23 protein-coding genes are annotated in these 23,151 nt (G+C 55.4%); 10 read left to right on the forward strand and 13 right to left on the reverse strand.

Features of this window, described 5'->3' with window-relative positions; translation table 11 throughout:
• Window positions 1-4: 4 nt before the first annotated feature.
• The 3 genes from IEX86_RS09065 to IEX86_RS09075 form a co-directional block, all read right to left on the reverse strand.
• Complete coding sequence (locus IEX86_RS09065) at window positions 5-1,216, reverse strand: nitrate/nitrite transporter (protein ID WP_188865799.1); 1,212 nt, start codon at window positions 1,214-1,216, stop codon at window positions 5-7.
• A gap of 376 nt (window positions 1,217-1,592) precedes the next feature.
• Entirely contained in the window at window positions 1,593-2,369 is a 777-nt protein-coding gene (locus IEX86_RS09070) for a hypothetical protein (RefSeq protein ID WP_188865800.1), read from the reverse strand.
• Window positions 2,370-2,576 carry a hypothetical protein gene (locus IEX86_RS09075; protein WP_188865801.1) on the reverse strand — a complete coding sequence of 69 codons (207 nt, stop codon included), beginning with the start codon at window positions 2,574-2,576 and terminating at the stop codon, window positions 2,370-2,372.
• Window positions 2,577-2,801: 225 nt separating this feature from the next.
• On the opposite strand from IEX86_RS09075, the gene IEX86_RS09080 reads away from it, so the two are divergent.
• Window positions 2,802-4,511 (forward strand): diguanylate cyclase, encoded by a 1,710-nt coding sequence (locus IEX86_RS09080; protein ID WP_188865802.1) that lies wholly within the window; start codon window positions 2,802-2,804, stop codon window positions 4,509-4,511.
• A 9-nt stretch (window positions 4,512-4,520) separates the two neighbouring features.
• Here the strand turns inward: IEX86_RS09080 and IEX86_RS09085 are convergent, their stop codons facing one another.
• The 3 genes from IEX86_RS09085 to IEX86_RS09095 all read right to left on the reverse strand — a co-directional run bounded on the left by IEX86_RS09085 (window position 4,521) and on the right by IEX86_RS09095 (window position 8,964).
• Window positions 4,521-5,099: an ANTAR domain-containing response regulator gene (locus IEX86_RS09085; protein WP_188865889.1), complete on the reverse strand. Its 579-nt coding sequence runs from the start codon at window positions 5,097-5,099 to the stop codon at window positions 4,521-4,523.
• Window positions 5,100-5,115: 16 nt separating this feature from the next.
• Window positions 5,116-6,321, reverse strand: coding sequence for a CmpA/NrtA family ABC transporter substrate-binding protein (locus IEX86_RS09090; protein ID WP_188865803.1), 1,206 nt, complete (start codon window positions 6,319-6,321; stop codon window positions 5,116-5,118).
• A gap of 165 nt (window positions 6,322-6,486) precedes the next feature.
• The gene (locus IEX86_RS09095; RefSeq protein WP_188865804.1) at window positions 6,487-8,964 is read right to left on the reverse strand and encodes a penicillin acylase family protein; all 2,478 of its coding nucleotides are present in this window, start codon (window positions 8,962-8,964) and stop codon (window positions 6,487-6,489) included.
• Window positions 8,965-9,247: 283 nt separating this feature from the next.
• Between IEX86_RS09095 and IEX86_RS09100 the strand changes: the two genes are divergently transcribed.
• Window positions 9,248-10,861, forward strand: coding sequence for an APC family permease (locus IEX86_RS09100; RefSeq protein ID WP_188865805.1), 1,614 nt, complete (start codon window positions 9,248-9,250; stop codon window positions 10,859-10,861).
• Window positions 10,862-10,910: 49 nt separating this feature from the next.
• Here the strand turns inward: IEX86_RS09100 and IEX86_RS09105 are convergent, their stop codons facing one another.
• The 3 genes from IEX86_RS09105 to IEX86_RS09115 form a co-directional block, all read right to left on the reverse strand.
• Window positions 10,911-11,558, reverse strand: coding sequence for a glutathione binding-like protein (locus tag IEX86_RS09105; protein ID WP_188865806.1), 648 nt, complete (start codon window positions 11,556-11,558; stop codon window positions 10,911-10,913).
• Between the two features lie 113 nt (window positions 11,559-11,671).
• A complete protein-coding gene (locus tag IEX86_RS09110) occupies window positions 11,672-11,866 on the reverse strand; it encodes an SEC-C metal-binding domain-containing protein (protein WP_188865807.1) in 195 nt (64 codons plus the stop codon).
• 3 nt (window positions 11,867-11,869) lie between these two features.
• Window positions 11,870-12,364 carry an LEA/WHy family protein gene (locus IEX86_RS09115; RefSeq protein ID WP_188865808.1) on the reverse strand — a complete coding sequence of 165 codons (495 nt, stop codon included), beginning with the start codon at window positions 12,362-12,364 and terminating at the stop codon, window positions 11,870-11,872.
• Between the two features lie 258 nt (window positions 12,365-12,622).
• Between IEX86_RS09115 and IEX86_RS09120 the strand changes: the two genes are divergently transcribed.
• A complete protein-coding gene (locus IEX86_RS09120; protein ID WP_188865809.1) occupies window positions 12,623-13,162 on the forward strand; it encodes a hypothetical protein in 540 nt (179 codons plus the stop codon).
• Window positions 13,163-13,171: 9 nt separating this feature from the next.
• On the opposite strand, the gene IEX86_RS09125 is transcribed toward IEX86_RS09120, so the two are convergent.
• Complete coding sequence (locus IEX86_RS09125) at window positions 13,172-13,645, reverse strand: YchJ family protein (protein WP_188865810.1); 474 nt, start codon at window positions 13,643-13,645, stop codon at window positions 13,172-13,174.
• Between the two features lie 2 nt (window positions 13,646-13,647).
• The gene (locus IEX86_RS09130; RefSeq protein ID WP_188865811.1) at window positions 13,648-14,145 is read right to left on the reverse strand and encodes a DUF6231 family protein; all 498 of its coding nucleotides are present in this window, start codon (window positions 14,143-14,145) and stop codon (window positions 13,648-13,650) included.
• Window positions 14,146-14,289: 144 nt separating this feature from the next.
• Here IEX86_RS09130 and IEX86_RS09135 point away from each other — a divergent pair, with 144 nt between their 5' ends.
• Both IEX86_RS09135 and IEX86_RS09140 read left to right on the forward strand, forming a co-directional pair.
• On the forward strand, window positions 14,290-14,931 hold the full coding sequence (locus tag IEX86_RS09135) for a PA1041 family peptidoglycan-binding anchor lipoprotein (protein WP_188865812.1): 642 nt from the start codon (window positions 14,290-14,292) through the stop codon (window positions 14,929-14,931).
• A 92-nt stretch (window positions 14,932-15,023) separates the two neighbouring features.
• A complete protein-coding gene (locus IEX86_RS09140; protein ID WP_373290411.1) occupies window positions 15,024-15,293 on the forward strand; it encodes a DUF1145 domain-containing protein in 270 nt (89 codons plus the stop codon).
• A gap of 1 nt (window position 15,294) precedes the next feature.
• Here IEX86_RS09140 and IEX86_RS09145 read toward each other — a convergent pair whose 3' ends face one another.
• Window positions 15,295-15,765 carry a CopD family protein gene (locus IEX86_RS09145; RefSeq protein WP_188865813.1) on the reverse strand — a complete coding sequence of 157 codons (471 nt, stop codon included), beginning with the start codon at window positions 15,763-15,765 and terminating at the stop codon, window positions 15,295-15,297.
• A gap of 180 nt (window positions 15,766-15,945) precedes the next feature.
• Between IEX86_RS09145 and dinG the strand changes: the two genes are divergently transcribed.
• Together dinG and IEX86_RS09155 are read left to right on the forward strand one after the other, a co-directional pair.
• Entirely contained in the window at window positions 15,946-18,090 is a 2,145-nt protein-coding gene (gene dinG / locus IEX86_RS09150; RefSeq protein ID WP_188865814.1) for an ATP-dependent DNA helicase DinG, read from the forward strand.
• 57 nt (window positions 18,091-18,147) lie between these two features.
• Window positions 18,148-19,305, forward strand: coding sequence for a serine hydrolase domain-containing protein (locus IEX86_RS09155; RefSeq protein ID WP_188865815.1), 1,158 nt, complete (start codon window positions 18,148-18,150; stop codon window positions 19,303-19,305).
• A 65-nt stretch (window positions 19,306-19,370) separates the two neighbouring features.
• Here IEX86_RS09155 and IEX86_RS09160 read toward each other — a convergent pair whose 3' ends face one another.
• The gene (locus IEX86_RS09160) at window positions 19,371-20,228 is read right to left on the reverse strand and encodes a formate/nitrite transporter family protein (RefSeq protein WP_188865816.1); all 858 of its coding nucleotides are present in this window, start codon (window positions 20,226-20,228) and stop codon (window positions 19,371-19,373) included.
• A gap of 293 nt (window positions 20,229-20,521) precedes the next feature.
• Between IEX86_RS09160 and IEX86_RS09165 the strand changes: the two genes are divergently transcribed.
• From IEX86_RS09165 to IEX86_RS09175, 3 genes are all read left to right on the forward strand, one after another.
• On the forward strand, window positions 20,522-21,238 hold the full coding sequence (locus IEX86_RS09165) for an OmpA family protein (protein ID WP_188865817.1): 717 nt from the start codon (window positions 20,522-20,524) through the stop codon (window positions 21,236-21,238).
• Window positions 21,239-21,361: 123 nt separating this feature from the next.
• Window positions 21,362-22,009, forward strand: a complete 648-nt coding sequence (pdxH, locus tag IEX86_RS09170) for a pyridoxamine 5'-phosphate oxidase (protein WP_188865818.1) — start codon at window positions 21,362-21,364, stop codon at window positions 22,007-22,009.
• 29 nt (window positions 22,010-22,038) lie between these two features.
• Window positions 22,039-23,142 (forward strand): sugar diacid recognition domain-containing protein, encoded by a 1,104-nt coding sequence (locus tag IEX86_RS09175; protein WP_188865819.1) that lies wholly within the window; start codon window positions 22,039-22,041, stop codon window positions 23,140-23,142.
• Window positions 23,143-23,151: the final 9 nt, after the last annotated feature.

Genomic DNA, 23,151 nt, shown 5'->3' on the forward strand with positions numbered 1-23,151 from the left:
CGGTTCAAACGCGTGCGGCGGAAACTGCGGCCGAGCCCCAGGTGGTTCTCCAGCGGCGCTTCACACTTAGCAGGCCAAACCAGGCCAGCACGCCCAGGCAGGCAAACAGCCACAGCCCGAGTTGATAATCGCCGGTGGATTGCTTGATGGCGCCAAGGCCTGCCGTCAGGGCAAAGCCGCCAATACCGCCAGCCATTCCGATCAGGCCAGTCATAACGCCGATCTCCCTGCGAAAGCGCTGCGGCACCAGCTGAAAGACAGAACCATTGCCGGCACCCAGACTCAGCATCGCAACCACGAACAGGGCCAGGGCAGCCGTTGCGCTGGGTAAATGGAAGCCTACAGCGGCGATGCAAATGGCTGCTACGGTATACATGCCCAGCAGACAGCGAATCCCCCCAATCCTATCAGCCAGCGCACCGCCCAGTGGACGCATCAGGCTGCCACCAAAGACGCAGGCGGCTGTGTAATAGCCTGCAATGACAGGCTCCAGACCGTACTGGTCATAGAAATAGCCGGGCAGGGTGCTGGCCAGGCCGAGGAAACCACCAAAGGTCACACTGTAAAAAAACATGAACCACCAGCTGTCCTGATCGCCAAGTGCTTTGGCATAGTCGGACAACTTCTTTGGCGCAGGCCGCTCTGGTGCATTACGCGCAAATACCACAAAGAAAATGAGCGTGGCGACCAAAGGAATCAGCGCCCAGCCAAACACGTTGGTCCAGCCGAACATTTTCGCAAGGCCAGGCGCAAACAGCGCCGCGAAAACGGTCCCGGAGTTACCAGCGCCCGCAATGCCCATGGCCTTGCCTTGATGTTGCGGCGGATACCATTGGGAAGCCAGTGGTAGTGCAACGGCAAAGGAAGCCCCTGCAAAACCCAGGAAGAGGCCCAGCAATAAGGCCTGGTCATAGCTGTCGATACCCATTTGCCATGCCACAAATAGCGCTGCAATAACGGCCACTTGACCCATAATGCCTGCGGTCTTGGGTGAAAGCGTGTCGGCTACAAAACCGAGAATCAGGCGCAGCACAGCGCCAGCCAGGATGGGCGTGGCTACCATCATGCTGCGCTGCTGGGTAGTCAGTTGCAGGTCGGAGGCAATCTGCACTGCCAGGGGGCCAAGTACGTACCAGACCATGAAGCTCAGGTCGAAATAAAGAAACGCGGCAAAGAGCGTAGGCGCATGGCCGGCTTTCCAGAAACTCGTGTTCATTCGTGCACCTCGTAATCAACGATGTACCCGCCACGCGGCAGGGCCTCAGTTCGAACATCACAAGGCGAACGCGCCTGACGTGCGTTGCGAAATGCCAGGCACTCAACACATCTGCGGTGCGTCCACCCGCCCCGGGCATTGGGGCAGAAACGACAAAGGCGCCACGTCGCTCTCTACCAAAGCAGGAGCAACGCGACGCCTTTGTCGTAGGTGGGTAACCGCCATTGGCTACCGTTACAGACAGGACTGCAAAGGCCAAGCCAAGTCGATAAAGTGCTCTGGAATGCGGTTTTACCGTCAGGCTATCGGCTGTTCTGAATCATTACAGAGCATATTTCGTGTATGTGCTCGCATATAGGGCATATGCAGTGACTCGTTAAGAGGCTACGTGATCTGGCTTTTTGCTGCGGACAAAGCGCTCATAAGCATCAAAGTCGAATTTAGTGGCAGACAGAATCTGGCTCTGCTTCAACGTAAGGTAGATGTCCTTATCCGCATCGGCATAGTGGGTCGTAAACGTTACCCAGAGTTTATCCTTGTCCCGGTAGCCGCTCATGATCGGCTTGATACAAACCTCCTGGTCAGCCCCTTCCGTTTCGCTGGGCTCGCCCAGAGTTGTGATCCTGCCGACGTAGACCTTTCGCTCTTCCAGAGAGAGCATCAAGGTTTCCCGGTTGATCGTGGCGTTGAAGAGCAGGTCATCAAGCGGACTGTCCTTGAGGATGCCTGCCATGAGGAACATGGCATAGTTTTCCTCCTTTAGCCCATGTCGGCGCTTGATGTAGGCCTTGGCCAGAAATGCCCAGGGTCTGGGAATCATCAGCGCGGTCACGGTAAGGATGAGAATCCAGGAGAGCTGGGTAGCCTGGCTCGCACCCTCAATGGCATGGGTTCGCAGGATCAGACCCGCCAGGCCGGAAAAGTAGTCAAGCGAGACACTATGGCCTGCAACGTTCCAGTCCCGTTGAGAGACGAGGAGAAACAGGATCAGATTAACGGTCAGCGAAAGAAGAGAGCAGAACAGGCCCAACCGGGCACTCTGCAAATAGAGGTACTGACCCTCGTAGCGATGCAGTCGATAGTAGAAAAGCGGATGCTTATGGCAGACCAGAAACCCGCTGACCAGGATAGGCAGGAGAAGGAGAAGAAACATTTAGCCGTTGATAAGACGTTTGGCTCGGTCGAGATCCTGCTTGAACTCTGGCGAGTCGAACACTTCTTCCGGATCAATCCGAATCGTACCGCGGCCTACTACCCGAAGGGTCTTGTAGGAATTGTTGATCGTTTGCGCCAACTTCCGCTCTTCTTCTGAAGGAGCGCTGAACAGACCGATCAAGTGTTTGAGCATGATAACGTCCATACGAGGTTTCCCGGGCTTATAGCCTAGATAGGAGCCGCCTTCAAGCAGGGACAGACAAGCTCGTTACTCATTAACCTATCACTATAGTTGACCCATGAATCGCTTTATTTATTCAGCTTGCTGTCGATACAGTCAGTACATGGCAGTCTTTAGAGTAACTACGCTTGTTTTATTGATGAACGATGACGTCATCAATGTAGATATGAATCTTCTTGGAATCGATTAATGACCAAAACAGCTTCACAGCTGCGTAGCCGATTCGGCCTCATTATTATCATGTTGGTGCTTAATATCCTTGTGCCGCTGAGCAGCACTACCTGGGTCAAGGCAGGCATAGATGAGTACGAGGTGCTGGAATCACACCTGCAAAAAATTGAGCGGCTCATTTCCGCCGTTAAGGATGGGGAAACAGGACAAAGAGGGTTCATCCTGACAGGGCGGGAGGATTACTTGACCCCGCTATTCCAGGGTTATGCTGAGGTAGACCATCTCCTGGGTTCCTTAAAAGGCGAGATTGATCCTAAAGAGTATCCAGAGTTTGTAGCGCTTCAGGCACAGATTGCGGAACAGCGGACCTACTGGAACCAGGTTATCCAGCTGCACCGGGATAAGGGGCAGGCTGAGGCAATCGCACGTATTAGGGCTGGGGAAGGCAAAAGGCTAATGGATACCGTCCGCCAAGAGGTGGCCGGTATCGAAGGGCGTATTCAGCAGCAAAGCCTATTGGCTTCCCAGAAGATAGAGCTTCGGCGTCAGATTATCCTTATCGCTCTACTGATGATTGCTCTGCTGGACCTTATCCTGATTGCCATTCTGTATAAGTTTACGTTCCGGGTGCTTGACGAAACCAAGACCAGCGAAAATCGCCTGATGGAGCTGTCCGAGCAGTTATCCCGGGGCATGCTGGAGCTGGAAAGGCGCAACCACGAAACAGTTTTGATGAGCCGCATGGCCAGTGCGTTGCACTCCACGACAGACTTTCCTGAGTGCTATGACATCATTACCCGCTTCGCCAGCCAGCTCTTTAGCAACGCGCCGGGCTGTATCCATCTCTATCATCCCTCTCGGGATGTCCTGGAGCTGGCAGGCGCATGGAATGGCTGGGAAAGCGCTAAAAGTCTGTTTGAGCCGCATCAGTGCTGGTCGGTCCGTCGTGGCCAGACACATAGTGTTCAGGACACCAGCAAGGATTTGATCTGTCCGCATATGGCGGGGCTTACCCTGGGTGCAAATGGTTATGTGTGTGTTCCGCTGATGGCCCAGGGTGAGCCTATCGGCGTGCTGACGCTGTGCAATCACCCCAGCACTGGGATTGAGCTTGCTGAGGCGTTTGCAGAGCAGGTTTCGTTGGGTGTTGCCAACCTCGCCTTGCGTGAAAGCCTGCGTCATCAGTCCATTATTGACTCGCTGACTGGCCTTCACAATCGTCGATTCCTGGATGAAACCATTAGCCGTGAGCTTTTAAGGGCAGGCCGCAACCAGTCCACCACTGCAATTGTTCTGCTTGATGTAGACCACTTCAAGCGCTTTAACGATACGCATGGCCATGAAGCGGGCGATGCTGTTCTGCGGCACCTGGCGGTAGAAATGAAGCGACTGGTTCGTGCCAGTGATCTGGCCTGTCGTTTCGGAGGCGAAGAGTTTGCCCTGGTACTCCCGGAGTGTACCCACGCGGGGGCGGTAGCGCGATGCGAGGCGCTACGTGAGGCTGTGAGTCGTATGCAGGTCATGTACGGAGGTTCGCCCCTAGGGCCGGTAACCATTTCAATGGGTATCGCCATGTACCCGCAAAACGGGCAGAAAGCCGATGAGCTGTTACAAGCGGCAGACAAGGCACTTTATGAAGCCAAGCGCTTGGGGCGAAACCGGGTTTGTATGAGTGAGTCACTGAGTGCCTCGCAGGCTTTGCCTTCCCATCCTGTAGGGCGAGGGTGACGCCTTGCCCTACAGGCCGAGCAGCTCATTCATTGAAATGACCTGCTCGGCCACCTGAATCAGCTTTTGCTGTTTGCTCATGGCCTGGCGCCGCATCAGGGTATAGGCCTGCTCCTCATTGCAGTCCCTCATTTTCATCAGCATGCCTTTCGCCAGCTCGATCCGTTTGCGCTCGGCGAGCTGTTGCTCCCGTGCCTGCAATTGGGCACGCAATGCCTGATCGGTCTCAAAGCGTGCCATGGCAACATCCAGGATCGGTTGCAGCCGCTGGGCATGAATCCCTTCCACGATATACGCACTGACACCCGACTGAATGGCTTGGCGCATGACGTCTGGGTCGTGCTCGTCAGTGAACATTACAATAGGACGAGGGCGATCGCGTGTGACCAGACAGACTTGATCCATCACGTCACGGCTGGGTGATTGGGTGTCGAACAAGATGACATCGGGACGGATAGCCTCGATACGCGCAGGCAGGTCTATGGTCAGACCTGACTCTTCAATCACATCGAAACCGGCTTCAAGCAGGGCTGCCTTCAGGCGGCCTACCTTCTTCGGGGTGTCGTCGATAAGCAGAATACGCATGATGCTTGTCGCCTCGAAGTCAAGTCAGTGGGTGAAGCATGGCGTCAGCCAGTGCATGTAGAGGGAAACTACGGGCATAACCTGCTGGGTCCTGTCCATCCCAAACCCGGCCGTCAAGAAGGGTAGCGCTGCGCATTGTTTGTTCAGGTATCTGCACACCACTACGCTCTGCGGCCTCGGCATAAAGCGAGAGTTGCTGCACCTGCCGGGCAATCCCCAGGTAATCTGGATCATTGCGCAGGAGGCCCCAGCGACGAAACTGAGTCATGAACCACATGCCGTCGGACAGATAGGGCATGTTCACGGCACCGTTATGGAAGAAGCGCAGGGGATGTTCGTCCTGCCATTGTTCCCCTAGCCCGTTGGTATAGTGACCCAGCATGCGCGGTTCAATGGCAGTCACCGGGGCATTGACATAGGCCGAACCGCTGATGAGTTGCGCAGTGCTGCGGCGATTCTCGACGCTTTCCTCAATGAACCGGCTGGCCTCAAGCAGAGCGCAAATCAGGGCGCGTGCCGTATTGGGGTTCTGCTCGGCAAACTCGCGCGTACAGGCTAATACTTTCTCGGGATGATCCGGCCAAATGGCCTGAGTCGTTGCCAGGGTTACACCCAACCCGTGCTCAATGGCCAAGGCCCCCCAGGGCTCACCTACACAGTACCCATCAATCCGGCCTGCTCGTAAGTGCTCTACCATCAACGGTGGTGGGACGACGGCTGTAGTGACGTCCTCCAGGGGATGTATGCCTTTGGCTGCCAGCCAATAGTAAAGCCAGAGCGCGTGGGTGCCTGTGGGCAAGGTGTGCGCCAGCATGAGCGGAGGCTGGGTGGGTTGCTGAATGCACTGTGCCAACGCTTCTGCGGTGTTGATCCCTTCAGCAGCAAGCGCAGCCGAAAGATTGATGCTTTGCCCGTTCTGGGCTAAGCCCATCAACACTGCCATGTCGGTAGGGGATGGGCCGCCGAGGCCCAGCTGCAAGCCGTAGATCATGCTGTACAGGCTGTGCGCAGCGTCCAGTTCGCCAGTAAGTAAATTATCCCTCAAGGCTGACCAAGACGGCTGTCGATGCAGATGCAGGGTCAACCCATACGGTTGAGCGAATCCTTGAGTCGCTGCCACGATCAGTGAAGCGGAATCGGTCAAGGGCATAAAGCCCAGGTTTACAATGCTCCGTTCTGGTGCATCCGAGCCTGATACCCAGGCGAGGGCGTTGTTTGTGATCATGGCAAGCCTTGGCAGAATCTAAACAAAAAAGCGCCGTTAGGGCCGATAACCAGGGGCTATCAGCACCAAACGGCGCCATTGTCGAAAGAATCGGTCAGCAGGCACCGTCGTTGGCACTTGCTCCATAAAAGGGATGAAGCAAGTGATATGCCAGAGCCGGTTCGCTTACTTGGCAGGGGTTAGTGTCAACCGGCGAGTGCCGTACACGCGTTCCAGATTCTGCGGTTGGAAAGGAAAGCTGGAATACTGGCCTTTTAACCAAGGCTCAATCCCTTTGGCATAATAGGGACTGGCTGGGTTATCCGATTGACCCTTGCCATCGATAGCCATAAACGGCTCGGGTTGGCCAAAGTCTACAACTAGACGCAGGGTACTGGCGCTTTGCGCGCCAAAGCCTTGCTCCCAGCTATAGGCTGAGCGATCCAGCGTAGAAAAATCGCCTCCCGCAGGGAGTGCCTTGCGAATCGGGTAGTCGGCCTTGATACCTAACCGTGACGCCGCCTTATCAGTTTCCCTACGCCAGTCATAAGTATGCAGGCGACCCCATTGCCAGCTGGCACGGTCAGCACCCATGGTCTGTTCGCACTCGGTAATGGCGGATGCCAATGCCTGTGCAAGAATGGCAGGTTTATCGTGCTTGGCTGCCGTACGTGTATCGTTCCAGAAAGGGCTATCGTCACGGGTCAAGAGATGATCAATCTGAGCCGAGTAGGAGAGCGTTGCAATCCGGTTAAGGGCCTGCATCGCTGAGCTATCGCTTCCGCCAAGCTCATCTGCAAATGTTAGTCGAGCCGTTGCCTGAAGAAAGGCTTCGTAAATGGCGGCATCGGCTGATGTGGCCAGGAGGCGCCCATCGAATGCACTTATCCGGCGCAGGGCTTCGCTGGCGTGCGCACGTTGCTCACCTGGAAGTGCTCCAATGGCTGACTTCAAGGGTTGATCCATACCGGGCGCACTTAGCATGGTCTGTACCTTGGCCACCAGGGGCGAAGTCTGATCAGCCTGCATTGCGATCAGGTTGCGAGCATCCTGGCGAGTCTGGGAGACTGCGAGTTGAGCCATACGCTCGGCCCGCTCGGGGGCTTGCCATGAGCTCGACAGCTGCATGCCATACCCCAGCGGCACTGTCCGGTTGCCAGCATTGCCGAGCCAGCCCTGGGATGGGTCCTGGTCATAGGGGTGTAGCATCGGGTCGGCAAACCCATCCCACTCGTAACGATCGGTCCAGCCGGGTGATGGTAGCAGTCCGCGGCCTTCCCGACGGTTGGGATACAGTCCGGTCACCTGCCAGGCGATGTGCTCGGCATCGGTAAAGACAATATTCAGAGGAAGCGCACGAATATCTCGGGTTACCTCGAACGCACGGTCTACATTCTTGGCGCGGCTCAAGTCGAACACGGCATCCATGGACTTGTCCGCTTCCAATGTCGCTCTTCGTAGCGCTAAACCATAACCGCTTTGTTGGCCAGTTAGGTTATTGAGCAGCGGGCCGTGGCGAGTCTCGAACTGCATCTCTCGCACGGGCCGTTGGCCTTTTATAAAAAAGGTCTCGGAACGAACGGCTGCAGGTGTCCATTTCCCGTTGACCTCATAGCTCAAGCCGTTACCCTGGTTGCGCACACGCTCAAGATACAGGTCTTGGGTATCCCCCATGGCCGGTGAGAAAGACCAAGCCAACGTGCCGTTATAGCCAGCAAAAATGAAAGGCGTGCCCGCAAGGGACAAGCCTGCCGCCTGATAGCGAGGCGCACGAATCTGTATGTAACTCCAGGCCGATGGCAGGGCAAGCGACTGGGTAAGATCGCCGGCTAACAGGCTTTTGCCGCTGCGGCTACGTTGTGGGGCAATGGCCCAGCTACTTCCCGCTGGAACAGCCAGCCCATTTACTTGAGCAATATGTGCCGAAGCATTGCTTAAGCCCTGTAGACCTGGAATCTGGCCAGCTAATGACAAGCCCTTCAGTTTATTGGCTTCGTCGAAAGGAATGGGCTCATCGGGATAGCTGGGCAGTAACCAGGCCAGCGTGTCGGCGCTGACCTTCTGTGCCAGCTCCAGACTTGCCAGCTCTTCCTTCAGGTTGGCAGACAGGCTGAAGTCGAGCAGAACGAAGAGCAGGGCGCAATCTTCAGGCTTCCAGTATTCAGGCTGGTAACCGGTTGCTGCCAGATCTGCTGGAAGTTTGTCCCGGTAACGAAACAGGTAGGCATTAACGCCACGCGCATAGACATCAAGAAATTTCTTCATGCGTGGCGAGGCATTTTTATAAGCCGCCTCCGCAGTCTTTCGAAGATTGACCGCTCGCATGAGTCGGTCCGCGTCCAGCGCCTCTGGTCCCGCCATTTCGGATAGCCGACCCTGTGCGAGCAAACGCAGGGTAACCATCTGGTTCAGCCGATCCGAGGCATGAACGTAGCCCAGCGTGAACAGGGCGTCGTGAAAGGTTGAGGTCTCAATCAGGGGAACACCCAGTTCGCTTCGCCGAATTGATGCGTTTTCCGCTAGCCCTTTGATGGGCTGGACACCCGAGCTGGGCGGAAGGCTATCCGTATCGCGTTGATCGAGCGCCGTCTGGCAGCCGGCAAGTGTTAACACTGAGGCAAGACCCAGGCGAACCAAGTGGTGCCGGTAAGCAGGAAAATCCATGAACGGATAGTCTCCAGAGGAGCAGGGGTTCAAAAGCGCGCTACGTTAGTAAGGCGTTGGTATTCAGGCAAGCACTGTCCAGTCTATTCCGCCGACGGGTGTATTTTTCCTGACGGGTGAAACGGGGCGCACTTACTTGAAAACGACATTTAGTTCTTATCACGACAGAAACATTCTGACATGATTTGGCGCTTCGCCAATCGGACAGGCGACTCTTGGCACGTTATCGCTCTGTTCATCGGCCTTGAGTCTGTCCTTTGAGGCGCTGACCAAGGAGTACACGATGTCGAATGAGCGCGCGATCCGTCGCGATTTAGGGCCTATGGCTTTAATGTTTACAGGGCTGGGGTCGATCATCGGATCCGGCTGGTTGTTTGGTGCCTGGCACGCTGCCCAGTTGGCAGGCCCAGGTGCTATCTATGCGTGGCTATTAGGTGCAGTAATCATTCTTTTCGTTGCGCTGACCTATGCCGAATTGGGTGCCATGTTTCCTGAGTCCGGCGGTATGGTTCGTTATGGGCACTACTCGCACGGCTCTCTCGTAGGGTTCATTGGCGGATGGGCCAATTGGATCGCTATTGTTTCAGTTATTCCTGTCGAGGCTGAGGCTTCGGTTCAGTATATGGCTTCCTGGCCGTGGCAGTGGGCACAGGATCTTTACAGCGTCAGTCACGGGCATGGTGAATTAAGCACGACCGGTCTGATATTAGCTGGGCTTCTGGTCGTCGTGTATTTCCTGCTCAATTTCTGGGGCGTCAGGCTGTATGCCCGCAGTAATAGTGCGATTACCGTATTCAAACTGCTGGTCCCGGCCCTAACGGCCATGGCACTAATGGCATCGGGCTTTCATGCTGAAAACTTCAGCGTTGGCATTACGGGTGAAGGCCATCCCATCAGTATTTCAGCCGTACTGACTGCAGTAGCCATTAGTGGCATTGTGTTCAGCTTCAACGGCTTCCAAAGTCCAGTGAATCTTGCGGGCGAGGCGCGCAATCCAGGCCGTAGTGTACCTTTTGGAGTAATCGGTTCGATCATCATTGCTACGGTGATCTACTTGCTGCTGCAGGTAGCCTTTTTGGGCGCTGTCCCGCCTGAGCACTTGCACGAAGGTTGGGCGGGTCTTGAGTATAGTTCGCCTTTTGCCCAGTTGGCGTTGGCCTTGAATCTCAATTGGCTGGCTTTCCTGCTCTATGCGGATGCCTTTATCAGCCCGAGTGGAACAGGCGCTACCTACACCGCGACGACCTCAAGGATGATTTACGGCATTCAGCGTAATGGCAACCTACCGTCCATGTTCGGACGTGTACACCCTAAATTCGGCATTCCCCGTCCAGCGATGTGGCTGAACCTGGCAGTATCGTTCATCTTTCTCTTTTTCTTCCGTGGATGGGGCACGCTGGCGGCTGTTATTTCTGTCGCTACGATTATCTCCTACCTGACCGGGCCGGTCAGCGTCATGGCGTTACGGCGGACAGCCCCGGAGCTGCATCGTCCGCTGCGTATTCGTGGTCTATCTGTATTGGCCGCGCTGGCGTTCATCTTTGCTACTGAGCTTCTCTATTGGGCGAAGTGGCCGCGGACCGGTGAAATCATGCTACTCATCGTAGCCGCGTTGCCCCTCTATATTTACTACCAGGCCAAACAGGGTTGGAAGGGATTCAGCTGTCACTTCCGCGGCTCACTGTGGCTACTCTGCTTCCTGCCTGTATTGGCTGCGGTCTCTTGGGCTGGAAGCGATCGCTTTGGCGGCCAGGGCTATCTACCCTATGGGTGGGACTTGGCGGTAGTAGCCGTGATTGGCTTGGTATTCTTTGTGTGGGGCGTGTCGTCTGGCTGGCGCACACCGGCAGTTGAAAGGGCCCGGTTTCATGATGATGAAGGCCAGCCCTTGACCTGATCATGTTAGGCGTCGGACGTCATAAGGCTTCCGACGCCTTTGCAGGCTGTCAGCTTGAGGCTGGTGGGTTTATCTTGTTGACCACATCATAGGCGCGAACGGTGGCGGTGCGCATACTGATTGTTTCGAACCAGCGCTTGATGTTTGGATAGTCTTCCAGCTTTTGCTGCTGCCACTCGTACGGCACGATCCAGGGATAAATAGCCATATCTGCAATGGTGTACTCACCCCCTGCCACAAAGTCCCGGTCCTCCAGCCGCTTATCCAGGACGCTGTAAAGACGCGCTGTTTCCTTCACGTAGCGATCGATTGCGTAAGGGATTTTCTCTTTGGCAAAACGGCCGAAATGATGGTTCTGGCCTGCCATGGGGCCCAGGCCACCCATTTGCCAGAACAGCCACTGCATCACCTCCTGACGCCCGCGGATGTTCAGTGGGATGAATTTGCCGGTTTTTTCTGCCAGGTAGAGCAGGATGGCACCAGATTCAAACAGCGTTACGGGACTACTGTTGTCAGCTGGATTCTGGTCAACAATGGCGGGAATTTTGTTGTTTGGTGAAATCTTCAGAAAGTCTGGCGCAAACTGCTCATCGTTCATGATGTTGATGGGATGAATGCGATAGGGCAGTCCGGCCTCTTCAAGAAACAGCGTTACTTTGTGGCCGTTGGGGGTAGTCCAGTAATAAAGATCGATCATCAAGGCTCTCCGGGGCAAAGGGTGCTGCCAAAGAAATGACCGGGCTGGACGCTTTCAGTTCGAAAGGATCGATAAACGAGAACGGCCCACATCAGTGGGCCGTTCCTGTGTACTTATGAGGCGCCGTGGCACTTCTTGTATTTTTTCTCGCTTCCACACGGGCAGGGATCGTTGCGGCCGATCTCTTTCAGCGGGTTGCGGACAGGGGTTGCTGGACCATGATTGCAATGCGGTCCATGAACATGATGATGGTCATGATCGTGGTCGTGATTGCAATCAGGGCCATGGACATGGGGTTGCTGGTTCATCGGTTACTCCGGTAAGAAATTTTTGGGGACGACCTCGCCGCTGCGCGATATATAGACGCTGCGGCCAAACATCAAGCCGGTCTTCACTTCGCCAACGAGACGATAATGAATAGGCTTGTCGGTCCGTTTGATTAGTTTGACGATGTCCTTTACATACCGCCACATATTGGTTTGTACGGGAAGGGTAAAGTCCGTACTGCCATAGGCTGGAATCGTAAAGTTACGTCCGGTTTCGCCTTCGGCGAGCGGGATATCTTCCAGGTAGATCGCATAGGTCATGCCGCGAATGGGCAGGTCGATATCGTTAGGATTATCTACCTTGAAGTGCAGCAAAAATTCCTGGCCCCATAATTTAGCCTTGAGCAGGTCTACCTGGGTCAACTGTATTTCAGGGTCTTCGTAATCCCTGGCGAACCACGTACAGCCATTGATTCCAAACAGAATCAGAAAGCCTAGCGAGAGGCTCAGGGCTTTGCTGTTGAATGCCCGAAAAGACATATGGCGACTCCATAACAAAGGGCAGTGGTTACAGCGCGTCGGCGCATCGAAAAAATAGCTCGGCCCGATTGTTGCACTGGCGTGCCTGGCATAAGCTGAATCTTACCCAAGCGCGAGCCATGCTCATTTTATTCTGAAGTCGGCAAGTGCCTGGGCCATTATGTTGTACTTATACAGGTTGAAAAACGGGCTATCCGCTCCTCAGGCGGTAAGCAATCTACAGAACTTATAGCCCTCAAGCTAGACAGGATGATGAACATGAGTCTTTTCGAGATCGCCTTTTCCGGTGAGGTGGTAACGGGTGCTGACGAGGCGCAGGTACGTGCCAACCTGGCTCGGTTGTTTCAGGCGGACGAGAAACGAATCGCACAGTTGTTTTCCGGGCGCCGGGTCATTATCAAGAATAGACTCGATGCAGCCGCTGCTGAAAAATATCGGGCCGCGCTGACAAATGCCGGGGCGCGGGTTGAAGTTGCGCCAATGCCAATTGTCGAAGAAATTGACCTGGCTCCGCCACCGGCGGCCGCGGAAAAGCCGTCTACAGACGCATCGCCTGTAGAAAAGCGTGTATCCGTGGCTCCACGCGATGAAGTCATGGCAGCGTTCATGAATGTCGATGCGCCGGACTTTGGCTTGGCTCCTGTGGGCGCGGATCTGCAGGATCAGAAGGCTGAAGTCGCTGCGCCCAAGGTTGATCTAAGCCAGCTTACGCTGGCACCTGTAGGAAGCGACATAGGTGAGGAGAAGCCCGAGGCGCCCGCTCAGGTGCCTGATACGTCTCATCTCAAACTGGTGTGATTGCTCAGATCATGGCAGGAAAGGGCCGCAGCATTTCTTGAACTTGGCAGTACTGCCACAAGGGCAGGGATCATTGCGCCCAGCCGTTAACGGTACTGTCGGGTCGAGAAAATACCAGTGGCGCTGTTGCTGGACAAACGCTGAGCGCTCACGATGAGCATGCTCACCTTCTGCGTCATGCCAGCGTGCAACAAAGGTTACCCACGCATGTTCGGGAACGCCGCCTAATGGCTCATGACTTTCTACCTCAAGCCCAAGCCAGATGCTTTGAGCGCTCCAGGCACTCATCGCCGCCTTGTCCAGGCCTGCCTGTTGGGCAGGAAGCGTTGTAGCTACCACATAGTCGATCAGTCCCAGCACATAGGCACTGTAGCGTGAGCGCATCAACGCCTCGGCTGTAGGCGCCGGCGCGCCTGAATGATAGCGGCCGCAGCAGTTATCAAGCAGCTCATCGCTGCCGCATGGGCAAGGGGTAGAGGCCATCGTTACCACCAGTATTTTCCAAAGCGTTCAGGGTGGGCCCAGAAACGGGCATTCAGCCAGTCCGGTACCTGTTTGTAATCATGCAGATCATACGTGAACAGCGTCAGTATCTGCTGATCACGCTGGAAGCGCTCGCTTTGCTGCATGGCCAGCGCGTAGAAGTCCTTGGACTGCCACTGGCTGGCAGCCAGGTCAACCAAGACGGCCAGGCGGCTGGCATTGAGATTACGGATTCCACCGAGTAACTGCTGACCTTCACGCAGGGGTAGGTGCTCCAGGCAATCGGCCAGAATAGCCAGGTCATAGCGTTGGTTGGACACAGAGCCCTGCAAGGATCCAGTAGGTGCCTGAGTCAATTCACATTCAGGGTGAGCAGTTTTGAAAGCCTGCACGGCAGGCATCTCGCTGGCGCTGACAACCAGCAGCCGGGAAGGCGTGTAATGGTCCAGTAGCGCGGCCAAAGCCTGTTGGGGAGTGCGTGACGATAATGTCTCAGTCATATGGAACCTCGGCAGGTGTTGTGGAGACTAAACAGGCGGCACTGTCAAGATCAGGCTTGTACCGCCAGTCTGACGGAGCGGAGAAATCGATGTCCAACCCCTTTTTTCAAGGTCGCTTCTTTCTGTCCTTAATGGGAGACAACAATGACGATGATAAGGACCGCTTTACCCCTCATTCTGGTGGGCAGTGTTTTAACAGGTTGCGCCGGTGTAAAGAAAACTGACTGGCCCGCCTGTGCCGCTATTGGTGGTGCTACGGGTGCCGCAGTGGGCGCTATCGAAAGCAGTAGCTATGCAGGATGGGGCGGGCTGGTCGCTGGCGCCACTGCTGGAGCCTATTGCTATGTTCATGGGCAGGGCGAAGAGCAGGTGGCAGCTGTCGAGCCTGTAACGCCTGCCCCGACTCCTACGCCAGCGCCAGCGCCGCTTCCTCGCCAGGAAACCATTGTCGTACGTGATCTGCATTTTGCCTTCGACTCGGCTGAAATCAGTCCAGCAGACCGTGCGCAGCTCGATACGGTAGCCTCCCGGTTAAGAAGCGAAGCATCTACGACTCGCCTGACCATTAACGGTCATACGGACAGCAAGGGTACAGACAGGTATAACCAGCGTCTGTCTGAGCGCCGGGCTGCCTCCGTGCGCAACTATCTCGTTCAGTCGGGTGTTCCGGCAGCCAGTATCGTATCGGTCCAAGGCATGGGTGAAAGCCAGCCCGTGGCTACCAATGATACTGCCGAAGGACGTGCCACCAACCGCCGCGTAGAGATCCTCGTCGAACGTCAGTAACTGCCTTCACGTATGCTGTAGGTGCGCGTCAACAAGACTTGCACCTGCAGCAAACTCAGGTATGGTCATCTTCTCTCAAGAAGGAGATGGTGATGAGGCTGTTGGGTATCGTGGGTAAAGCGGCATTTCTTGTGTTCTGGCTGGCGGTTCTGGCCAATCTTCTGGAGCCATTTGCCTATCCCTTCCATCCCTTGATCAACGGAGTCGCCGCAGCGCTGTTGCTGCTGCACTTTATCGAAATGCTGGCAACAGGTGCACGTTTGAAGAGTCGCCCGAGTCCCTGGCTCGACCGTCTACAGGTGCTGTTGTTTGGCGTTTTCCATTGGCATCGCCTGCCGGTTGCTATAAAAACCTTGAATTGATTCAACCAAAGGCGTTGAGCCGGGCCGATGCGACAATCACTACGCTGATTCCGAGCAAAAGATTAAAACCTGCCAGTGTGCGAATTTGTTTTAATACTTGCGCGGCTGCTAGCCAATCCTGCCCGGATACGCTTCGTCTGAGTTGGGGCAGTTGAATAGCGTGTATCTTTAGAAAAAGCGCCACCATGGCCAGGTATAATCCCATCATTATCTGGATATAACGGGGCGCGGTTTCAAAGCCATTGAAATTGAGATGAAGAATCCCAATTCCTGTCACCGGCAGCGTAATCACAGCACCCCATACCCAGCGAAAGAAGCGTGGAAATAACGCATTCCAGAAGCGGATACGGGTAGGGGTATCCAGCGTTGCTGCAACCACAGGGTGCAGGATGACCCAGGCAAAAAAGAGGCTGCCTACCCAGAGCACGGCAGCAAGAACATGGATGGTATAAAGCCAGGTAGAGGGTGTCATTCAAGCATTCCTGATAAATTGGTGCCGAAATCAGACGATACGTTCGGTGTCGGTGCAAAGGCGCGTTATCATAGCGCTCCCGCTCAACTACTGATATTTTATACAGTCCTGTGTGTCTGATAGGCCGCCTACCCGTGGCGCCTGCCGGAAGCGTATGACGCTTCCCTGTCGAGGAACCCAATGCTTAGTGCCGAACTCAAGTCCCAGATCCAGGGGGCTTACACCCGCTTTCTCGAAGCCAAGTCGCTCAAGCCGCGCTATGGTCAGCGGCTCATGATTGCCGAGACGGCCAAAGGGCTCGGCGCGATCAAGCAGGATGACGAAGGGCGCCGCGTTGGCGATCCTGCCGTCGTAGCCGTAGAGGCCGGAACCGGTACCGGCAAGACGGTTGCCTATAGCCTGGCTGCTATTCCTGCAGCCAAGGCGGCTGGCAAGCGTCTGGTCATCGCGACAGCAACGGTGGCACTGCAGGAGCAGATCGTTAACAAGGATCTTCCAGATATCCTGCGTAACAGTGGCCTGTCATTCAATTTTGCATTGGCAAAGGGGCGAGGGCGCTACTTGTGCCTATCGCGTCTGGATCTCATGTTGCAGGAAAGTGAGGCCCAAAATACTACGGCTCAGCTTTTTGCCGACGATGGTTTCACCATTGATGTCGATGAAGCAGGCCAGAAGTTATTCACAAAAATGATCGATCGCCTGGCTGGCAACCGTTGGGACGGTGACCGCGATAGCTGGCCTGAAGCCATTGACGATCAACACTGGTCACGTATTACCACTGATCATACCCAGTGCACCAACCGACACTGCCCGAATTTTCAGCAATGCGCTTTTTTTCGGGCCCGTGAAGGCATGACCAAGGTCGACGTGATCGTTACCAACCATGATCTGGTACTGGCTGATCTTGCCCTGGGTGGCGGAGCGATCCTGCCTGACCCGCGCGATACTATTTATGTATTTGACGAAGGCCATCACCTGCCAGACAAGGCGATTAATCATTTCGCCCACTTTACTCGTCTGCGCTCTACAGCCGAGTGGCTTGAGCAAATTGCCAAGAACCTGACCAAACTGTTGGCTCAGCATCCGTTACCGGGTGAGTTGGGACGGTTGGTAGAGCAAGTGCCCGAGCTGGCCAGACAGATCCGTACCCAGCAGCAATTCATGTTTACCGCCTGTGAGCAGCTGGCAGATTTCCGTGCGGGCGAGGACATGGAAGGGCGTGATCGGCCCCGTCATCGCTTCACTGGCGGCCTCGTCCCGGCGGATTTACGTGAGATGGGAACAGAACTCAAGAAAGGGTTCGCCCAGCTATCCGATCTGTTTACGCGCCTGACGGACCTCCTGAAAGAGGCCATGGATGGCGAGAAAAGCATCGGTGTTGCCAGCTATCAGGCAGAAGAGTGGTATCCACTGTTTGGTAGCCTCTTGGCGCGTTCCCAAGGCAACTGGGAGTTGTGGACGGCCTTCACGCTGGAGGACCCGACCGACTCACCGCCAATGGCACGTTGGCTGACGTTAGTGGAGTCCGGCGCGTTCCATGACATCGAGGTCAATGCAAGCCCCATTCTGGCCGCAGAAACGCTACGCCGCACGTTGTGGAATGTGGCTTACGGGGCGCTGGTAACATCAGCCACCTTGACCGCGCTAGGAACGTTTGATCGTTTTCGGATGCGTGCAGGTCTGCCGCAAAGCGCTACCACTGCCATTGTGCCCAGCCCCTTCAAGTATGCTGAGGCAGGACTGCTGCGTGTACCCAACCTGCAAGCGGACCCAAGAGATTCTGCCGCTCACACGGCTGCTATCGTGCGAGAGCTGCCTGATATGCTGGAGGGCGCCAAGGGCGCGCTGGTGCTGTTCTCTTCCCGGCGGCAGATGCAGGATGTCTTCGATGGGTTAGAGCGCGAATGGCGCCGTCGGGTCCTGATCCAAGGCAATCTGTCCAAACAGGAAACCTTGAACAAACACCGCTCTCGTGTAGACGGTGGCGAGCCCAGTGTACTGTTTGGCTTGGCCAGTTTTGCCGAAGGGGTCGATCTGCCGGGGGCTTACTGTGAGCACGTCGTGATTGCCAAGATTCCCTTTGCCGTACCGGATGATCCTGTTGAGGCTGCCCTGGCCGAGTGGATTGAAGCCCGCGGCGGTAATCCATTCATGGAGATCGCCGTGCCTGATGCTTCGCTGCGCCTGATTCAGGCCTGCGGGCGTCTACTGCGGACCGAGTCAGACAGCGGCACAATCAGTCTGCTGGACCGCCGCGTAGTTACGCAGCGCTATGGAAAGGCCATCTTGAGTACCTTGCCGCCATTTCGTTTGGAAGTGCAGTAGCTGAGCCTCTCCTCATCAGTATGAGATACTCAATCCAATCACGATGAGGAGACAGTTGTGCAGACCCGAGGTTATTTCGATCTGGCCTTCGAGACAGTCAAGGACCGCTTCTGTGCGTTGTTCGATGAGCCTGGGCGAGGCGTACATACCCGCGGTGCAGCCTTGTGTGTTCAGGTAGACGGCGAAACTGTCCTTGACCTCTGGGCCGGTACGGCAGACAAGGATGCGCAGAGTGCCTGGCAGACCGACACGGTATTGAATCTGTTTTCCTGTACCAAGGCATTTACCGCCGTGGCTGCCATGCAGCTGGTTCAGGAAGGCAAGCTTGAGTTGGATAGGCCTGTACAGCACTACTGGCCGGAATTCGCTGCAGCAGGCAAGGGTGCTATTACCGTGCGGCAGTTACTCTGCCATCAGGCAGGACTTCCTGCGCTGCATGCCCCATTACCTGCTAATGCCCTCTACGAATGGGACACCATGACGGCTGCCTTGGCGGCAGAGACGCCCTGGTGGGTGCCGGGCGAGACACATGGCTATTCACCTATGACCTATGGCTGGCTAATAGGTGAGCTAATCCGCCGTATTGATGGCCGCTCGCCAGGAGAGGCTATTGTTTCCCGAACAGCCAAACCGCTTGATCTGGATTTTTATATTGGCCTGCCGGAAAGCGAAGAATATCGAGTTGCCCATATCGCTCGAGGCAAGGGTGATATGGGGGATGCAGCTGCCCAACGGCTTCTGAAAGCTACTATGACAGACCCGCAGGCCCTGAGCACTCGTGCGTTTGCCAATCCGCCGGGTATTCTCACCAGCACCAATAAACCAGAGTGGCGCCGTTTCGAGCAGCCAGCGGCCAACGGACATGGTAATGCGCGTTCACTGGCAGGATTTTATACAGGATTGCTCAATGGCCGTTTATTGGACCAGGGACTCCTACAACAAATGCTCAAGGAACACAGCCGAGGTGATGACAGGACGTTGATGACTTCGACACGTTTTGGTCTGGGATTCATGCTGGATCAGCCTGAGCACGTTAATGCTACTTACGGACTGGGTGCGCAAGCGTTTGGTCATCCTGGTGCTGGCGGATCAATCGGATTCGCTGATCCTGAGCGAAAGGTGGCGTTTGGTTTTGCCACCAATACATTAGGTCCTTATATTCTCATGGACCCACGGGCGCAGCAGCTGGCGGAAGCCGTAGGGCAGTGCCTTTGATAAGAGCGCGAACCGAAGTGGCCGGCATGGAGCTAAAGGCCACTTGGTTATTTCAACTCAAATCATCAGTCATTAACGGCTTTTAAGGCAGGGGCCGCTGGCGCAAGGTCCGCCTGGGTTTTGTGCAGCGCTAACTCCAGGTCAGCTGTCACCTGTGCAGGCGCGGGGCGATACGCCAGGAAATAAGCCAGCCCTACAAAACCGGCACCGCCCACAGCATTGCCCAGGAACACGGCTACCAGATTGGGCAGGCACTGCGCCCATGTAGCCTGGCCTGCAAAAATAGCAGCCGGAATAATGAACATATTGGCAACAACGTGTTGAAAACCGATGGCAACAAACGCCATGACAGGAAACCACATGCCAACAACCTTACCCACAACATCCTTGCTGGCAAAAGCGATCCAGACGCCCAGGCAAACGAGCCAGTTGCAGCCGACACCGGAAACAAACGCGTGAAAGAAGTCTGCATTGATCTTCGCATGCGCAATGGCAACAGTTTTATCCAGAAAAACGCCTTCGGTCAGGCCCAGTACATGGCCAAAGAAATAGGCTACGGCAACGCTGCCAATGAGGTTGGCGAAAGTAACCCAGACCCAGTTGCGAATCACTCCAGCTGTACGGATAGCACCTGCGAAACGTGCCATTGGCAATAGCAGCATATTACCCGTCAGCAGCTCACCGCCTGCCAACACCGTCATGATCAGACCGACCGGGAAAACGGCCGCGCCGATGAACCCCGCAAACGTGCCCCATTCAGCAGGCATGGTGCCAATCACATGAATATCGAGAAGAAAACCAGTAGCAATAAAAGCGCCGGCCATAACGCCAAGGATGAGCAGGGTAAAGACAGAAAGCCTATTTTTGGCAATACCAGCCTGTATCGCCAGTGTTGCGATTTCTTTAGGTGTATTTATAGACATAAGTGTACGCAAGGGAGGACAAATTGACGCGCCCAGCGTAGTGATGGCCAGTGCTAATTTCAATAGCTTGCTATCTATCGTTTGATAAGCCCTGTCTATGACGTGTTACTCTTACCGATCTCGCCTAAACCGACCCTATGTCTTGTCTTTTGCTTAACCGCCTGTCGGTTGATACAAAAGGACAACGTAGAACTCTTGCGAAATAGTCAGTTAAAGACACAATCTAAGAAACCACTTTAACTTCGCCTGTCGGTGCCGATTCGGCGGGCTTGCGCCTGATGGGATAAAAACGCATGAAGCTGCTCAAGACTACTACTGTCGTTCTCTGCATGAGCGTTTCCGCTTGCAGTTATTTTCACAAGGAAAGCGATGTTACTGCTGCCAAGGAACCGGTTCCTCTGGCAAAGACAAAGGTAGAATCGCAAAGCAATGTCGACGCCCAGGCGAAAACAGAGGACGGTCATTGGTGGTGGCCGTTCGGAAAAGGCGACAAGACTGTAACCGAGGCAAAGGTTCAAGCGAAAGTCCCGGAAATTACAGTCAGCAAAGAGTGGCTTGATCAGCACGAAAAAACGATTCGTGAAGCCATTTCTGGTAGCAAGATGCAAATGGAGCGTCGGGAGGACGGCCTGGTACTGATTGCCAACGTAGATGATTCCTTCAACCCAGATCGCGCTGAGATGCTTCTTCCTTCCATGCTGGGCCCGTTAGGGCGTACGGCCAAGCTGGTCAGCAAGGATGATGAGAGCGCTGTTATTGTGCTTGGCCATACCGATAGTACCGGCACCAAGCCTATCAATGATCAGCTCAGTTTAGGGCGTGCGAAGGCAGTCGCCTCCATTTTCCGTTTGAGCGGCCTCGGCGGCAGCCGCCTTGTCGTTCGCGGCCTAAGCGATACCCAGCCGCGGGCTGCAAACGATAATGCCGAAGGGCGCGCTCAGAACCGTCGTGTCGAAGTTCTGATCCAGCCACGTACGGTTGTGCTGGCCTCTCTGCAAAGCCAGCGCTGAGTCATTAAAGCATCCGAAACCCGAAAGTTTCGGATGCTAACTCGCCATATACCCGGCATGGGTCATGCAACCTGGCGCCTGACTGGGTAAGCTGTAAGTTCCATTCCCAATCAGGAGCTTGCCATGACCCAGACGCTGGCTGACATGCGTCGTGATTACACCCGCGACGGACTAACCGAAGCGCAGGCCCCGGCCGAACCATTTGCGTTGTTCGGTCAGTGGTTTGAGGACGCCGTTAAAACCGAGCAACCCCCGGTAGAGGCCAATGCCATGGTGCTGGCGACTGTCGATGCCGGGCAACAGCCACATTGCCGTGTGCTCCTGCTCAAGGGTGTCGATGCCAGGGGCTTTGTGTTCTACACCAATTATGACAGCGCCAAAGGACAGCAACTCGTCGAGCAGCCCAAGGCCGCAATGACCTTTTTCTGGCCCACATTAGAGCGTCAGGTACGGATTGAAGGCGTAGTCGAGCGCGTAAGTTCTGAGGAGTCCGACGCCTACTACCGCGTCCGGCCACTGGGAAGTCGATTGGGCGCCTGGGCTTCACCGCAAAGCCAGGCGATTGATGGACGGGAAGCACTCGAGGCGAGAGTAGCTGAGGTCCAGGCACGCTTTGCCCATGAAGAGCCACCGCGCCCACCACACTGGGGGGGATACCGGCTGGTTCCTGAGCGGATTGAATTCTGGCAGGGCCGCTCCAGCCGCTTGCATGATCGGCTTGACTACCGTCGTGAAGGAGAGGGCTGGAAACGCCAGCGTCTGGCTCCATAAACCGCTGCTCCGATCAGGAAGGGATTGCCGTGATTGAACTTGATTCAACCCTTGCGCAACACATCGTGGATCGCTCCATGGCAATCCTTCCCTATAACATCAATGTGATGGATGCCCAGGGTATGATTATCGGTAGCGGTGATCCGCTGCGATTGCATACCCGCCATGAAGGTGCCCAACTCGTACTGGCCAACAGTCGAGTCGTCGAGATCGATGAGCAGGCAGCCTCCTGTCTGCGTGGGGTGAGGCCCGGCGTGAATGTGCCATTGCTCTATGCCGAACGGCTAATTGGGGTGCTTGGTATCACGGGTACGCCAGAGGTTGTCAGACCGTATGCCGAACTGGTTCGGATGGCTGCTGAAATGCTGGTGGAACAGCGGCAGTCCCATATGGAGCGCCATTGGCAGCGGCATCGGCTGGATAATTGGATCGGACAGTTACTAGACCCTTCGGTAGGCCTGAATACGCTCTCTGTAGAGGCTGAACGACAGCAGGTGCCACTAAGTTGGCCGCGTCAGGTGTGTTTCATCGAGTTGGATGAAGCCTCTGACTCCAGATCGGCCAAGGCACTCAGCGCCATGCTATCGGCTAATCTGGAAAGTTTCTGTGCCCCGGTTGGTATGCAGGAATGGTTCTGGTGCCGTCCGTTCGGGCGCCCCCATGAAGAGCAGGCCTGGCTTGATCAGGCAAAGGCCAAGGGGCTAAACGTACTGCGTTTTACAGCGTCCGGCCCGCTGGAGTGTTTGGCTGATCTGCGAGAGGCCTGCCAGTCGCTGCGCCTGTTGCAAGCTTATGCCCGGGCCTGCTTGCCTACCGTGCGCTTGCTTAAACTGGATGAGCACCGCCTTACAGCTCTGCTCTATAGCCAAAGGCAAAGCTGGCTTCTCCAGGGCTGGCTCGAACCGCTTAAACGGCTGTTTGCACAAGATGAAAATGGCGTTTTGCGAGGGACCTTGCAGGCTTGGTGCGAGCATCACGGACAGGCTTCGGCTTGTGCCGCCTCCTTAAATATCCATCGAAACACTCTACGTTATCGCCTTGAACGCATCTGTGAGTTGACTGGCCTTAGTCACGATATGCTGGGGCAGTGGTTGTATCTATCGCTGGGAATCAGTCTTTTAGACTGCACCTGACATTATGCA

The sequence above is a fragment of the Pseudomonas asuensis genome (assembly GCF_014646755.1).
Taxonomy (GTDB): Bacteria; Pseudomonadota; Gammaproteobacteria; order Pseudomonadales; family Pseudomonadaceae; genus Chryseomonas; species Chryseomonas asuensis.